17 protein-coding genes are annotated in these 14,487 nt (G+C 45.5%); 12 read left to right on the top strand and 5 right to left on the bottom strand.

What is annotated here, in order from left to right; genetic code table 11:
• Positions 1 to 1,134 (bottom strand): cytochrome-c oxidase, cbb3-type subunit I (gene ccoN, locus UXZ23_RS04530; protein WP_320819452.1); only part of this gene is annotated, 1,134 nt, incomplete at its 3' end.
• A 395-nt stretch (positions 1,135 to 1,529) separates the two neighbouring features.
• Between ccoN and UXZ23_RS04525 the strand changes: the two genes are divergently transcribed.
• Positions 1,530 to 2,114, top strand: coding sequence for an alpha/beta family hydrolase (locus tag UXZ23_RS04525; protein WP_320819451.1), 585 nt, complete (start codon positions 1,530 to 1,532; stop codon positions 2,112 to 2,114).
• 167 nt (positions 2,115 to 2,281) lie between these two features.
• On the opposite strand, the gene UXZ23_RS04520 is transcribed toward UXZ23_RS04525, so the two are convergent.
• Positions 2,282 to 2,563: an antibiotic biosynthesis monooxygenase family protein gene (locus UXZ23_RS04520; protein ID WP_320819450.1), complete on the bottom strand. Its 282-nt coding sequence runs from the start codon at positions 2,561 to 2,563 to the stop codon at positions 2,282 to 2,284.
• Between the two features lie 209 nt (positions 2,564 to 2,772).
• On the opposite strand from UXZ23_RS04520, the gene UXZ23_RS04515 reads away from it, so the two are divergent.
• From UXZ23_RS04515 to UXZ23_RS04485, 7 genes are all read left to right on the top strand, one after another.
• Positions 2,773 to 3,162, top strand: coding sequence for a hypothetical protein (locus UXZ23_RS04515; protein ID WP_320819449.1), 390 nt, complete (start codon positions 2,773 to 2,775; stop codon positions 3,160 to 3,162).
• On the top strand, positions 3,163 to 3,756 hold the full coding sequence (locus UXZ23_RS04510) for a WYL domain-containing protein (protein ID WP_320819448.1): 594 nt from the start codon (positions 3,163 to 3,165) through the stop codon (positions 3,754 to 3,756).
• 276 nt (positions 3,757 to 4,032) lie between these two features.
• Positions 4,033 to 4,908 (top strand): helix-turn-helix transcriptional regulator, encoded by an 876-nt coding sequence (locus UXZ23_RS04505; protein WP_320819447.1) that lies wholly within the window; start codon positions 4,033 to 4,035, stop codon positions 4,906 to 4,908.
• A 342-nt stretch (positions 4,909 to 5,250) separates the two neighbouring features.
• Positions 5,251 to 5,616 (top strand): hypothetical protein, encoded by a 366-nt coding sequence (locus tag UXZ23_RS04500; RefSeq protein ID WP_320819446.1) that lies wholly within the window; start codon positions 5,251 to 5,253, stop codon positions 5,614 to 5,616.
• A gap of 13 nt (positions 5,617 to 5,629) precedes the next feature.
• A complete protein-coding gene (locus UXZ23_RS04495; protein ID WP_320819445.1) occupies positions 5,630 to 5,851 on the top strand; it encodes a hypothetical protein in 222 nt (73 codons plus the stop codon).
• Between the two features lie 122 nt (positions 5,852 to 5,973).
• Positions 5,974 to 6,372, top strand: coding sequence for a DUF3127 domain-containing protein (locus UXZ23_RS04490; protein WP_320819444.1), 399 nt, complete (start codon positions 5,974 to 5,976; stop codon positions 6,370 to 6,372).
• A 15-nt stretch (positions 6,373 to 6,387) separates the two neighbouring features.
• A complete protein-coding gene (locus tag UXZ23_RS04485) occupies positions 6,388 to 7,095 on the top strand; it encodes an SDR family NAD(P)-dependent oxidoreductase (protein WP_320819443.1) in 708 nt (235 codons plus the stop codon).
• Here the strand turns inward: UXZ23_RS04485 and UXZ23_RS04480 are convergent.
• The 3 genes from UXZ23_RS04480 to UXZ23_RS04470 are packed head-to-tail and all read right to left on the bottom strand — an operon-like array spanning position 7,084 to position 8,257.
• Positions 7,084 to 7,632, bottom strand: a complete 549-nt coding sequence (locus UXZ23_RS04480) for a hypothetical protein (protein ID WP_320819442.1) — start codon at positions 7,630 to 7,632, stop codon at positions 7,084 to 7,086. The genes UXZ23_RS04485 and UXZ23_RS04480 overlap by 12 nt on opposite strands.
• Positions 7,602 to 7,994 (bottom strand): hypothetical protein, encoded by a 393-nt coding sequence (locus UXZ23_RS04475; protein ID WP_320819441.1) that lies wholly within the window; start codon positions 7,992 to 7,994, stop codon positions 7,602 to 7,604. Before UXZ23_RS04475 ends, UXZ23_RS04480 begins: the two co-directional genes overlap by 31 nt.
• A 5-nt stretch (positions 7,995 to 7,999) precedes the next feature.
• On the bottom strand, positions 8,000 to 8,257 hold the full coding sequence (locus UXZ23_RS04470; RefSeq protein WP_320819440.1) for a hypothetical protein: 258 nt from the start codon (positions 8,255 to 8,257) through the stop codon (positions 8,000 to 8,002).
• On the opposite strand from UXZ23_RS04470, the gene UXZ23_RS04465 reads away from it, so the two are divergent.
• The 4 genes from UXZ23_RS04465 to UXZ23_RS04450 all read left to right on the top strand — a co-directional run bounded on the left by UXZ23_RS04465 (position 8,258) and on the right by UXZ23_RS04450 (position 14,462).
• Positions 8,258 to 9,157 carry a hypothetical protein gene (locus UXZ23_RS04465; RefSeq protein ID WP_320819439.1) on the top strand — a complete coding sequence of 300 codons (900 nt, stop codon included), beginning with the start codon at positions 8,258 to 8,260 and terminating at the stop codon, positions 9,155 to 9,157.
• A gap of 103 nt (positions 9,158 to 9,260) precedes the next feature.
• Positions 9,261 to 11,105 (top strand): PAS domain-containing protein, encoded by a 1,845-nt coding sequence (locus tag UXZ23_RS04460; protein WP_320819438.1) that lies wholly within the window; start codon positions 9,261 to 9,263, stop codon positions 11,103 to 11,105.
• Complete coding sequence (locus UXZ23_RS04455) at positions 11,102 to 13,513, top strand: EAL domain-containing protein (RefSeq protein ID WP_320819437.1); 2,412 nt, start codon at positions 11,102 to 11,104, stop codon at positions 13,511 to 13,513. Before UXZ23_RS04460 ends, UXZ23_RS04455 begins: the two co-directional genes overlap by 4 nt.
• A 58-nt stretch (positions 13,514 to 13,571) precedes the next feature.
• Positions 13,572 to 14,462 (top strand): Dyp-type peroxidase, encoded by an 891-nt coding sequence (locus tag UXZ23_RS04450; RefSeq protein WP_320819436.1) that lies wholly within the window; start codon positions 13,572 to 13,574, stop codon positions 14,460 to 14,462.
• Positions 14,463 to 14,487: the final 25 nt, after the last annotated feature.

Raw genomic sequence — 14,487 nt, 5'->3', positions numbered from 1 at the left:
CATATCGCCCGACTTACGGCCGAACATAACGGGGATCAAGTGGTACATTGCACCAATTGTAACCATAGCAACCCAACCTAACGCACCAGAGTGAACGTGGCCGATGGTCCAGTCGGTATTGTGAGATAGAGCGTTCACGGTTTTGATCGACATCATAGGGCCTTCGAAGGTAGACATACCGTAGAAAGACAAAGATACAACCAAGAAGCGTAAAATAGGGTCTGTACGTAGCTTATGCCATGCGCCGGCCAGCGTCATCATACCGTTGATCATACCGCCCCAGCTTGGAGCTAACAGAATCAAAGACATGACCATACCAGAGGTTTGTGCCCAATCTGGCAGAGCAGAGTAGTGCAAGTGATGAGCACCGGCCCAAACATATATAGAGATCAATGCCCAAAAGTGAACGATCGACAAACGGTAAGAATAAACCGGACGACCAGCTTGCTTTGGTACGAAGTAGTACATCATACCGAGGAAACCTGCTGTTAAGAAGAAACCAACGGCGTTGTGGCCCCACCACCACTGGATCATGGCATCAATAGTGCCCGGCCAGATAGAATATGACTTAGTGAGTGACACCGGTACCGCAAGGTTATTACCTACATACAGGATCGCAATCATGATCATAAACGCTGCGAAGAACCAGTTGGCTACATAGATGTGGCTTTCTTTACGAATAGCCAAAGTACCCAAGAAGTTAACAACGTACGAAACCCAAACCAGAGTTACCAAAATATCGATAGGCCATTCTAGCTCGGCATATTCTTTGGTAGAGGTTAGGCCCATAGGCAGTGTGATAGCTGCTGCAACGATAACCGCCTGCCAACCCCAAAAGGTAAAGCTTGCCAGTGTGTCGGAGAACAGAGGAGTACGACATGTGCGCTGCACAATGTAGTAAGAGGTTGCAAATAAGGCACAACCGCCAAAGGCGAAAATAACCGCATTGGTATGCAACGGACGTAAACGACCGAAAGAAAACCAAGGGGTATCAAAGTTGAGTTGTGGCCATGCCAGCTGTGCGGCGATGAGAACACCAACCGCCATGCCAACAATGCCCCAAACAACGGCCATGATGGCAAATTGTCTTACCACCTTATAGTTGTACTCGGGATGGTCAAATGCTGTGCTCATGATCATATTCCATTTAACAGCGAGGGATTGAGGGTTAAAAAAATCGGCGCAATTATGGTGTTTGATGACAATTTTTGCAATCAATCCCCCAAAAAACACCTGAATTTACAGAGGCTTATAGCCAGTTTTTTGAGAAATTAGACTTGCAAATAAGAACAACTCTCACCAAAGAGTGAAACAGCACACTGCTAAACTCCTTATGCCGGCCGTTCCAGCATAGCCCAACACGATGCAAGAACGGCAAAGTGAATAATATGGTTGTCACAAAGGCGCATCTTGACCTAGAGCAAGATGTCACATGACTTTAGCAACTCGTTACAATATCAATTCAGCAACGGAATTAATTTAAAATAGTGTACAAGACTTATACAAGTAACGGCAACCCAGAAGACCCATTGTTTATTTTTGCGCATGGAGCTGGAGCTGATAGCCAAAGTCAATTTATGACGGACATGGCAGAGCGCATAGCTGCCATTGGCGTTTATGTTGTTCGATTCGACTTTTCTTATATGGAAAAGCGTCGTGAAGATGGTAAAAAAAGACCGCCCGATCGTGGCCCTAAACTTATCGATGACTGGCAAACCGTTATTTCTGACCTAGATCGACCCTGCGTCATCGGTGGTAAATCCATGGGGGGGCGTATCGCCAGTATTGTTGCTATGGCCGAGGATCAATCTGGTCTAGTTAAAGGGTGTGCCTGTTTAGGCTATCCGTTTCATCCTGCGGGCAAACCAGAAAAACAACGCACTGAACACTTGATGAAAATCACAAAACCATTGCTGATAGCACAGGGCGCCCGTGATCCTATGGGTACAGAAGAAGACGTGACTAGCTATGGAATTGACAACAAGATTGTTTTCGAATGGTTAGCAGACGGTAATCATGACCTGAAACCAAGACGAGTTTCAGGATTTACTCACGAACAGCACCTGCAAAAGACTGCGGAGGCTGTTGCGATGTTTGTTAAAGCCAATCAGTGATGTGTACTCAGGTAAATCGGTAGTTTGCTCAGGAAAATCTGTAGGAGGTACTCAGGGAGCGAAGCGAGCAGTGCCGAATTGCGGCATTGAAAAAATCTCAGCATTCACCGCGACTACGAACAAAAAACGTTCGTTGAATCGCTCCTACAGGCAAGCGAGCAGAACAATCAAGCCGTTAAAATCGTAAATTTCTCAGGCTGGGTCAAAATAGGGCGAATACTAGCAATGACACGTTCGCGTTCTTCTGATTTAGACCACGTCGCCCAAGACTCCAAGCTTTGCCAGTTAGTAATAATCACGCGGTGATTGCTATCTTTCGCATCCTTATAGGTCGCGCCCGACACATAACCATGAGCTACTATCATCGCTGACAAGGTATTTTTAATGGCTTCATCGTAAGTCGATTCCATACCATCTGCGATCATGCGCTCGATAATGACCTTAATCATTTTGTGCCTTTCCTTACTCATTAATTTCTACCGTGTAAGGTAGGGGCGAGCTGGTCGGATTGCAATTACAAAAACAAAAAAGTGTGCAAAAAAACGTACACCCTAAGCACTCTTGATCACTCAACACAAAGCTTGAGCCGTTGTCATCAAATTGCTAACGTCGAGCACAACGAGATTTGCCACAGGCCATAACGGTTAGGAATAATACGTTGGAAAAAATTGATCTCATCCAAACCATACACCGTCGTTTACAGCAAAGTCCCGAAGGTATAAATCGGCTGACACTTACCCTGGAGCTAAATTGCACACCGCCAGAACTCAGTGATGCCATCGCCACCATGCAGAAACAATATGGTGCACCCATTCAATATCGGAATTCAGATCGAACCTATTACTATGAATCCGAACAGCCAGAATTTCAGCTCCCTGGGATCTGGCTTACAGCGCAAGAATTGCGCGGCATAGTGACCGTACTTAATATACTTCGCGAATTAAACGATGGCCTCGTTGCCAACGAACTCGATCAAGTGCAGCAGCAACTGCAAGATTACATGCAACAACGCGGCTTAAAAGCCGACGATATCACCCAGCGAGTATAAGTGCTGAGTGTCGGGCGGCGCAGCATTAACAATGTCGTGTACCAACAAGTTACCGACGCCTTATTTGGTCGTAAGCAAATTGAAATTCAATACGCTTCTATTAAGCAAACGATCAGCCGTCGCAGTATAAGCCCACAAACACTCGTGTTGTATCGAGACAACTGGTATCTGGATGCTTATTGTCATCAGCGCCAACAATTACGCACTTTTATGCTGAGTCGAATAAATTCAGCCGTAATTAGTGCTGAAGATGCCATTGAATTTAATAACCACGAATTAAAACAACATTTTCATAACAGCTACGGCATATTTTCTGGCGAAAATACTCATACTGCCGAACTGCTATTCAGTGCTCACGTAGCGCACCAAGTCGCACAACAACAGTGGCACCCCCATGCAAAGGGCCAGTGGCACGGTGACGATTATCAATTGACGCTGCCATATAATGATCAGCGAGAATTATTACGCGACTTATTAGCCTATGCTCCCGATGTACAAATTATGGCCCCAGCAGAGCTTAAAGAAGCTTATTTTCAACGTCTTAAAGATGCGCTGAGTAAAAGTGAAGCATATTCGCGAACAATAAAATTTTAACGGTAATATAACCAACCTTGAATGTAAGTTGTGCTAAGTAAAGCAGTGACTTAGCGAGCATTTATTCTAGTTTGGGCTGATTGCAGCGATGTTCAACCAAGCCGCTTATTTCTCATACATCAAAAAAACACGGTGTAAGAACGAAATTTTTTAGCGAAAGAGTTTCGCTCTTACAATACTTCTCGCCCATCAAGCCAAATAGCGCAGCGCATTTACTCCGCTCTAAAATCCCTTTATTGTCGAACTTAATAAGGATATACAAAGAGGGAAGATCCCATGAGTGAAGAAGATCTACTTCAAGCCCCAACGGTTCGCTATAAACACCTACAAAGCTATCGTCTGATCGAGCTTGTCGCTCAGTGGGAAGGGCGGTTAACTACAAATCATCTCAGTGATGTATTTGGTGACAGCCGCTCTTCTGCTAGCAAACTTATCCAAAGTTACCTAGAGCATTGCCCTGATAGCCTTACGTACAATCCAGCGATCAAAGGTTATGAGCCAACCGACCACTTCATTCCCAGCTTTTGCAACGGTACGCTCGACGAATATATGCAATTGATGCAGTCGTACCTGTCGCAAAATTCGACAGGTACTCAAGTTAATACCTACCAGCTTAGCGGTCTTCAACGCCTTCCCGATCCCAAACTTGTACGGCAACTGCTGCGCGCCATTAGCCAAAAACAACGCATTGATATCGGCTATGCCTCGATCAACAGCCCAGAATATGAAGACAGAATCATAAGCCCACATAGCTTAATTAACGACGGTACGCGCTGGCACACTCGGGCATGGTGTGAAAAAAACCAAGAATTCCGTGATTTTGTGCTTTCCCGAATCAACGCTATCCACAATATCGAAGGCCAAGCCTCGAAGAGTCAAAACGACGACAAACTTTGGAATACGTTGGTGCAATTCAACATAGAACCCGATCCGCGCCTAAGCTCGGAACGCCAGCATATTGTTGCACTTGATTACGACATGAACACCACCCTCGATGGTCGACACAAGCGCACCTACAAAGTACGCGCCGCATTACTCATCTACTGGCTGCAACACTTACGTCTAGATCGTTATCGTGAAAAAGCTGAAGCTCAGCAAATAATCATCAGCCCAGAAAGCCAGGTCACGCTCGCGCCCTACATGCCCAAATAAGCGCCCAAATCAGTTGAGATGTGCTTGAAAGTAGTGTCCAAATAAACGACATGTTCATGTGTACAGTGATTGAGCATTACTAAAACCCACCGTTTAATAGCAACCACATGGAGGTAGGCAGGGAGCCAGCATCGGGGTGCTGCTATCGAAAGATGGAATTAGATGCGGCATGGATGCAAGGGAGGGTATGGATGTAGTACGCCAAGGAGGGCTTAAATAAAATATATAAAACCGCTCTGTTTAAGGCTTTAGAGCATCACTCTGTCATTTGATACTTTTTACTTACTAGTGCCGTGACGTACACCGTCACACTCATTTATTCGTTCAGAGTCCAACGCGCATATGAACAGCCGTGTCGATTCTATGCGTACAGATATTACAGAGGTACTAAGTGCTACGGCGGTTCTTACTCGCAGTCTGGTAATTATTACGGAATCGCTGCCAGCAGACCGAGACGTGCTGGTTGATCATCTTAAAGTGCTTATTGATCAGTTTGGAGATGCACGTATTGCTGGCGGTGGAGTCTGGCCCGAGTCATTCCGCCTGACGCCGGGTGCAGAGCGGGATTCTTTATTCTGGGCACGCGAAGGAACTGGTCTGACACGATTGGATGATTATAACCTTCCTCAGGGAGGTGGTTATCACGATGAGGGTTGGTACAAGGTTGGGAAGACCCTTGCCCCCGGACGATGTGCTTGGTCTGAGTGATGAGGTCAGAACCTTGGCTCGACGTACACAGGACTCCGCTAGCGAAATTGATAGTATGATCGCTCAGCTACAAGCGGCAGCCGATGATCAGTCGCATTTAAGCCGTCAAATCAGCGATCTAGCTGAACGTATCCGCGAGCTGTCAGATCTCAGTAATCAAGATGCCGGTGCTCTAAATAGTATGAGCCAAAACTCGATTAAGCTGGCGCAACGCCTCCAAGATATTAGTCGTTAAGCAGTTGTAGGGGGGGAGCCCCCCTACAATAGATTTCTTAACGATATTCGATCAACCTTCTTCAACGCTACCCTTTGAAATTACATCCTGTATGATCTTTGCATTGATTATTAGGGGGCATTATGGCCAAGAGTTTTGAAGTTCAGGGTATTATTCATTCTATCGAAGAGACGAAAACCTTTGGTAACAACGGTTTCACTAAGCGCGAGTTTGTCGTTAAGTTAAGTGGTGACGGCGAGAATGCTGATTACCCAAACTATGTAGCGCTTGAACTGATTAAAGATAAATGTGCCTTGATGGATCAGTATCAAATTGGTGATGAAGTGAATGTTCATTTTAACTTAGGAGGCCGTTTGTGGAACTCACCGGGTAAGCCAGAGAAGTGTTTCACCAGCTTGCAGGCATGGCGTGTGGAACGCTTAGGTGCGAGTGGGGGTCAGTTTGGAGGCGGTCAGCAGTTCGGCAGTGCGCCAGCGCCGTCGCAAGCATTTGATAATTTTGATGATGATGTGCCGTTTTAATTAGGTTAATAAAACATGCGTATTCTTGTGGCCGGTTCCTCCGGCGGTATTGGCCAAGCCTTGGTTACTTTGCTGCGCGAGCACGGTCATACAGTATTTACCGTTAGCCGTTCTGGCGAAGTTGGGGCTGCTCATTGCATTGCTGATTTGTCGAGTCCTGAATCGGTGGCACAGGTGTCGCAATTTTTGACGACGGTTTTACCCGATAAAGCTTCACTGGATGCGGTCTTCTGTTGTGCTGGTATTTTGCATACGGGCTGGAATATGCCAGAGAAAACCTTGGCGCAAATGTCTGCAGACTGGCTACAGCAGAGCATGGCGGTAAATGTGTTAAGTCATGTGCATTTAGCGCAAGCGGTAGCCCCCTTAGTGACTCGTAGTCAGCCTTTGCGGTGGTTGTCGCTATCGGCAATGGTTGGTAGTGCGACCGACAATGGTTTGGGTGGCTGGTACAGCTATCGTATGAGCAAAGCTGCGTTGAATATGTTTATTAAAAATCTGTCGATTGAGTGGGGCCGCAAAAGTCCTCAGTCGGTGGTTGTAGCGGTTCATCCCGGCACGACCGATACGGTGCTATCTCAGCCATTTCAGGCTGGAATTGCAGATGGTAAATTGTATACGCCCGAGCAAAGTGCCGAGCGCATGCTAGCGGTGATGGAGGATTTGCAATCTAGTCAAAACGGGCATTTATTGCACTGGGATGGCACTGTGCTACCGTTCTAAAACTCGCTCGAATATCCCACCCGGTAACGTTAAACCCTGTGCATTAAGTTGCAATTCGTCCGGTTGTGGCTGTTGCTCTTTGTCTTTATACGGCAGTGGTAAATTACTTGCTCGCATTGCTTTTAAATACGTGTTTTGTTGCTGTTTTATCTGTTCGTTTTTATCTTGATACGTTTTCCATAAATAGTGTTGATTGTCTCGTATTAACGCTTGCTCTATATTCTCTCGTGTTGCTCGACCACTTAAAATCCAGCCTGTAGCGTTATTGCCGCTAAAACCTTTGCTGTTGATAAAGGCTAGATCTAGCCGTTCTGAGCGTTCTTGTTGATGGTTTAGGCGTATATCTAAATTCTCTTGAATAACATCATCGGCAATAGCCGTTGCGGTGTTAATACCAGGGAGTATTCCTGTTTCCCAACTCCCCAGCGTCATTAATAATTGGTCGGCAGAAGCGGCGGCAATGGAGTGTCCGAGATGCGCCTTTATTGCGCAGACAGGCCAGCGCTTTATGCCAAAGGCGCCCGCGCAGCGTGACAAGAGTTCTGATTCGGTCTTGCGTTTGCTAGCGCTTTACCAAGGCTTAAATAGTTACCGATACTTGGCGTAGATATCGAATTTTTATGACCGTCGGCATGAATAAAAACATCACCGATGCTGCCAAGAATAGTTAGGCCCATTTCCAGTGCTAATTCCCGATCTACCAGAACAAAACATTGAGCCGACTCAGCGATACTAAACCCCGCGTTGTTGGCGAATGGACGGCTGGCTTTTTGGTAATCCGGTGTTTCAGTGTCGCTTAATTCGTCGAGGTTACGCAGCCGCTGTTCGGTGGCGAGTGCGGTCATGGCATTAAAGCCTTCGACAATGCCCGGTAATATTGGTGCTTCACTATTACCCACTAAGACTAAGCGCCTGCGTTGGCAAGAATATACGCATTAATAAAGTCTGCTGGCATGCTACTCATACCTAAGGGTAATTGGCGTGAGGAGTTGCGTTGGCCTAAATGAGCGGCGCTGAGCATGCCACCAAAACCTTCCGGGTCGAGCTGACCAGTCGCGGATCCGCAATACACGGCAATTTGGTCAGGGCTGAGATGATGTTTAATATCTTCAACGGTTATCCCTGCACAGCCTAAAGCATCGGCCGCAGCATAGAGTGCCATTTGCAGTCCCTGTGGGTGATGTCGAGCATTGCTATGCCGCTGGAAATGTTAGAGGCCATAAGAGCACTGTTTCGCTTACGAGCATCGACTCGTCAGCAGGCAACATTTGTTGCCGAGGCGGTGCACTACTCCGCGACTGGCGAACAACCCCATGCGCTTGGAGGGCTGGCGCTAGAGGTGCAGCGCTCAATATTTGATATTACAGATACTGATGTGATTATTATCCCGGCTTTGTGGCGTCAGCCCGATAAGTACCTAGCCGATGCTCAGCCCTTACTCGATTGGCTGTTGGCGCGATACCAGCAGGGCGCAACCATTGTTGCGATTGGTTCTGGAGTCTGGTTGCCGGCAAAGACTAGGGTGTTGGATGGCCTACCTGCAACTACCCATTGGCATTCGTTGGCCGCATTTAAAGCCATGTTTCCGAAGGTTAAATGGCAGCATGATCATTTACTCACCCAAGCTGGCCGAATTTTTTGCGCGGCCAGTATTAATTCGGGGGCCGATCTAATTATTCATTTGATCGGCCTATATTACGGTCGCGAGTTAGCGTTACAGGTTGAACAGCAGTTTTCCCCTGGGGTACGAAATCCGTTTGAGAAGCGCGTGTTCCAAGCTGACTCGGCAATGCAGCACGCCGACGAACCTATAGCCTTGGCTCAAAGTTGGTTGCACCAACATATGAACGAACTGTTAAACCTGACCCATTTGGCATCTTTGGCTGATCTGGGTGTGCGCCAGTTTAGTCGACGTTTTGTTGCGATAACAGGGGAAACCCCGGTGCTTAGTGATGCTAGTCATTTCGGTCGAGTGTTTCAGCGTTGGGCGGCTGTGACGCCCGGGACGTATAGGAATCAAGTGAGGCGCAAAATATTCGTGTTGTCACCAACCTCTCAATGATGTCGACCTTCTAATTGATGTACTTGTTAATAGAAGGTTAGCTCTAACGTCTGATGAATGTCGACTATACTTTGTGCAGATAGGTCAGTATTGAGGGGAGAGCATGGAAGAAACCGGCAGTATTAGTCAGTTAAAAGAAGCATCGGACGCTCGCTTTCTAGCACTGAAGTCCGGAGCATTTGATACTTTCTTACATCATTCTGATATGGGGGTCGCTGTTCTTGATACCGAACTTCGCTACCGTTCTATTAATTCAACCTTGGCTCAATTCAATGGCGTATCAGCTGAAGGTCATATAGGACGCTCTGTTAGTGAGATTCTACCCAAGCTTGCCCCAATAATTGTTCCAGCTTTACAAACGGTGCTCACCACAGGCGAAGGCTTGGTCGATATTGAGGTGAAGGGCGAAACACCAAGCACCATTGGACGAATCGGCATTTGGAAAGCATCGTATCTCCCCATCAATGACGACTCCGGTAATACCGTCGGGATACTGGCAATTGCTGTAAATCGGACGATTGAACATGAATTGGAGCAAGCTAAAAAAGAATCCAATGAATTAGTGCGCCGCGTACTTGATGGTTTATTTACCTTTGTGGGCATGTTGACACCAGATGGCACAGTTGTTGATGCTAACAAGTCGCCGATTGAAGCCGCCGGCATTACTGTCGATGACGTAAGAGGTAAGAAGTTTTGGGATTGCTATTGGTGGAACTATGATCCTGCCATTCAGCAACAACTCCGTGATGCCGTAGAAAGCGCGAGAGCTGGCAATGTTGTTCGCTATGATGTTGTCGTTAGAATGGCTGGCGATAGTCGAATGACCATTGATTTTATGCTGTCACCTTTGCGGAATGCACAAGGTGAAATTACGCATTTAATCCCATCAGGAAATGATGTCTCTGCGCGGGTTGTAAGTGAGCAGCAGCTGCGTTACAGCGAGGAACGCTTTCGTCGTGTGGTTGAGTCGACGGCGGATGGATTAATCATGATCGATGAACATGGACATATTCTTTTAGCGAATAGCCGAGCGGCGTCGATGTTTGGATATACGCGCAATGAATTTAGCAAACTAACTATTGAGAATTTAGTTCCCGACAGTATTCGAAACCAACATGTAGCTCTACGCGAAGGCTATCAGGCGGCACCTCAAGCCCGTGAAATGGCATCAATGCGGGAACTCTATGCTAAGACCAAAAAAGGCGATTTATTCCCAGTTGAAATTGCTTTAACACCGTTAAAGTTCGAAGGTGGTACTCGAATATTAGCTACGGTTATGGACATCACTATCCAAAAAGATATCCAAAAGAATTTGATTCGAGCGCTGACTGAAAAAACCTCATTGTTAAATGAAGTTCACCATCGTGTAAAAAATAATCTTCAAGTTGTATCGAGTTTACTCAGTCTACAAGCACGGAGTGTGCCTGAGGAAGCTAAGATTCATTTTGAAGAGAGTCAGAGTCGAATTAAGGCGATGGCCCTTATCCATCAGTTACTTTACGAACAAAAGAACTTCGATAAAGTTGAGTCTGTTGCTTACTTACAACAATTAAGTGACCTATTGCGTCGCAGTTATTCTAACGCCTTTCATCGAATAACTATGACGGTAGAATCTAATAATGAATCATGTTTTTTAAGTTTGGAACATGCATTACCATTCGGTTTATTAGTTAATGAGTTGATCACCAATGCTATTAAACATGCTTTCGTAGGTCGCGATTCTGGTCATATTAATTTAGTGATGGAGCGACAAGCGCAGAGTGCAATTTTAACTATCAGTGATAATGGCGTCGGATTGCCGGAAGGATGTCGGCTAGGTATAGGAGGTTCATTAGGTTTTAGACTAATCCCCGGCTTAGTTGATCAAATGGATGGGATCCTCGAAGTGTTAGATTTTGACGGTACATGCTTTCGTTTAAGGCTGAATCTCGCAGGAGATAGCGAATGAAGCATCGTAAAATATTAATTGTCGAAGACGAAAAAATAACGGCATTAGATTTAGAATTAACGCTTGTCGATTTGGGCTATATCGTTGTTGGCTCGGCTGCTAGTGGTGAACATGCAATTGAAATGGCGCAGCAATTGAAACCCGATTTAGTACTCATGGATATTCATTTAAATACCGCAATGCTAGGAACAGAAGCTGCGCGAATTATCGTTGAAAAGCAACAACTCCCCGTCGTATTCCTTACTGCTTATACCGATAATCGAAGTTTGGATGCCGCGAGCAATTGTTTGCCCTATGGATATTTGGTTAAGCCTTTCGAAAAACGTGAAGTGGATGCGACTATCCGCATTGCATTTGCGCGCTACGATGCTGATATTGAAATTCGCCTCTCTGAACAGCGCTTACGTTTAGCGCTTGATGCTGCTCATATGAGCGTTTGGGAGTGGGAGTCGCCGTCTACTCTGAGTAATACGGTTGAAAGAGTAGCTGCTAATCCTCCTGGTGTTATTTCTCAGCCGCTGAATATACTTTTGGAACATATTCACCCTGAAGATCGCGTTGCAGTTCAGCAGGATGTTGAAAACTCTGCTCACTTTAGTCGTACGATTCGTATGCGTAAATCCAGCGATGATGAATACCGGCGTATAGAACTTTTCGCTAATTTATTTTTATGGTCAGACAGTAATTACCGAGTGGTTGGCGTTGCGCAAGATGTTGACGATAGATATAAAGCTGATGAAAAGCTTCGTCAAGCAAGCGCTGTTTTTAATTGCACATCTGAGGGGATTATTATTACGGATGAATACCGAAAAATTATTTCTGTTAATCCTGCATTTGAAAAAATTACAAATTATTCAATAAATGAAGTCGCAGGGTTGGATCCAGATGACTTCCTTCACGCTCGTCGTCATAGCGATCAATTTTATCCACGACTGCAAGATGAAGGTAAAAACTTCTGGAGCGGTGAGATCGGTTGCACTACTAAAAGTGGACATAGATTTCCTGCTTGGGAACATGTCTGCTCGGTTTACGATGAAGTTGGTAGTTTAACTAACTATGTATTCACCTTTTCCGATATTTCTGAGTTGAGGAGAGCAGAAAGAAATCTCGCAAGAATGGCTTACCTAGATGCATTAACTGGGCTTGGTAATCGAGTACATATGGAGCGAGTGCTAGAAGATGCCATGGCTAGTCGTGATGAAAGCGGCGTCTCGGTTGCTGTGCTGTATATGGATTTAGATGGCTTTAAAGTCGTTAATGATACATTAGGACATTCGGAAGGTGATCGTCTTTTGCAAATATTGGCGCAACGCTTTCAGGACTCTGTACGTGAGGGCGATATTGTTACGCGGATTGGTGGCGATGAGTTTGTTATAGTTGTTCAGGACGCGGATGGAGAGGCTGGATTACGCAAGATGGCGCAAAAACTATTACGTGCAGTACAGGCGCCTATTGAATTAAATCGCGAAACTGTGGAGGTCTCCGTTAGTATCGGCGTAGCTATATCAAAGCCATCCATTAAAGATTTTGATGAGTTATTGCGAGCGGCCGATACAGCTTTGTTTGAAGCAAAGCATCAAGGTAAAAATAGAGTCTGTTTTTACGATTTTGTATTAGCAATGGAATCTAGTGAACGATTACGTATCGAGCGCCATTTAAAGCAGGCGTTAAATAATAACGAACTAACCGTGGAATACCAACCACTGATTGATATTACTAATCAACGTGTACGCGGTGCAGAGGCTTTGTGTCGTTGGTATCATCCAGAATTAGGCATTATTCCTCCTGATCGATTTATTCCCATTGCCGAACAAAGTGAAGTTATCATTAACATAGGTGCTTGGGTATTGCAGGAAAGTTGCCGAGCAGTTCGAGGATGGCTTGACGCAGGTATTCAAGATGTTTCGGTTGCTGTGAATGTCTCCGTACGTCAATTATGTGATACGTCATTTTGTAATACCGTTGCAGCCGCCCTAAAAAAATATGATCTAGATGCAGCCAATCTTGAGTTGGAGATTACTGAGAGTGCCTTGCAATCAAACGATAGAGTACGAAATCAGTTAGAACAACTAAGAGCTCTCGGAGTGCGGTTAGCGATTGATGATTTTGGCACTGGATATTCATCATTAAGCCGCTTAAAACACTTGCCGATTGATCGAGTTAAGATAGATCGTTCTTTCGTTAAAGATTTACCTTACGACGAAAGTGACGTTGAAATTTGTCGAGCAATTCTTGCTTTGTGCAATGTACTGGATATGCAAGTGACCGCTGAAGGAGTAGAAAACGAAGCGCAATTGCTGATGTTGAGTGATATAGGCTGTGGATGTATTCAGGGCTATTATTTCAGTCGCTCTTTATTGTATGAGAGATTTATTGAATGGGCTAAAGCCTATAATAAAATCGCCTGAAACACTGTTGTGGTTAAGGTATCATCTAGCCAGTTGTTACTTTGCTATGGATGAAACTATGACACCACAACACGGTCTATTTGAAGAACCGGGTAATCGTGCGCAATATTTAGAATATACGCTTAAGGTTGATCTGACTTGTGATGATATTAAACACGCCCTAAATCTGGCGGTTAGTCATATTTCAAATGCGTGCATTGCGGTTGCTTTCGGATCGAGATGCTGGGACGTGATATGCCCGCAATGGCGCCCGGCTCAGTTGAGTGATTTTACTGAACACGTTTCAGTAAAGGGTTACGTAATGCCCGCCAATCAGCAAGATATCTTGTTTTGGATTCATGGTGAGACCTCGGGCGATGTTATGCCCGCAATTATTCAAGTTAGTCAAGCAATGGCGTCGATAGCCGAGTTAACCTTAGATCTTAACGGCTATAAAACGCCAGATGCGCGCATAATTACCGGTTTTGTGGATGGCACGGGTAATCCAAAAGGTGACAAACGGTATGCAGCCGCCGTTGTACCTGAGGGGCAATTGGGTGCCGGTGGGTCCTATGTGCTTGGCCAAAAATGGACGCATAAACTGCCTGAGTTTTTGCAACTAAGTGTACCTGCACAAGAGCAGGTTATGGGTCGTACAAAAGAAACGAATATTGAAATGGAAGGCGCAGCTATGCCGCCGAATTCACATGTTGCGCGCACTGATATTGATGTTAATGATACTCCAATGAAAATGTATCGCCGCGGCACACCGTACGGCAATGCCAGTGATTATGGCTTGTACTTTTTGGCATTTGCGTGCGAACAAACTCGCTTCGAGCATGTGATCGACAGTATGCTTGGTAAAGATGATGGCGTTACTGATGCGATGATGGATTACAGTAACGCGCAAACAGGATCGTATTGGTTTATGCCCAGCCAAGAAGATTTAGCAGGATTATTAACGGCGTAAAGGCATTAAAAAATATAAAGATGCC

It is taken from the genome of Thalassolituus sp. (assembly GCF_034111725.1).
GTDB lineage: Bacteria > Pseudomonadota > Gammaproteobacteria > Pseudomonadales > Oceanobacteraceae > Thalassolituus.
This window is presented reverse-complemented; position numbering and strand designations above follow the sequence as displayed.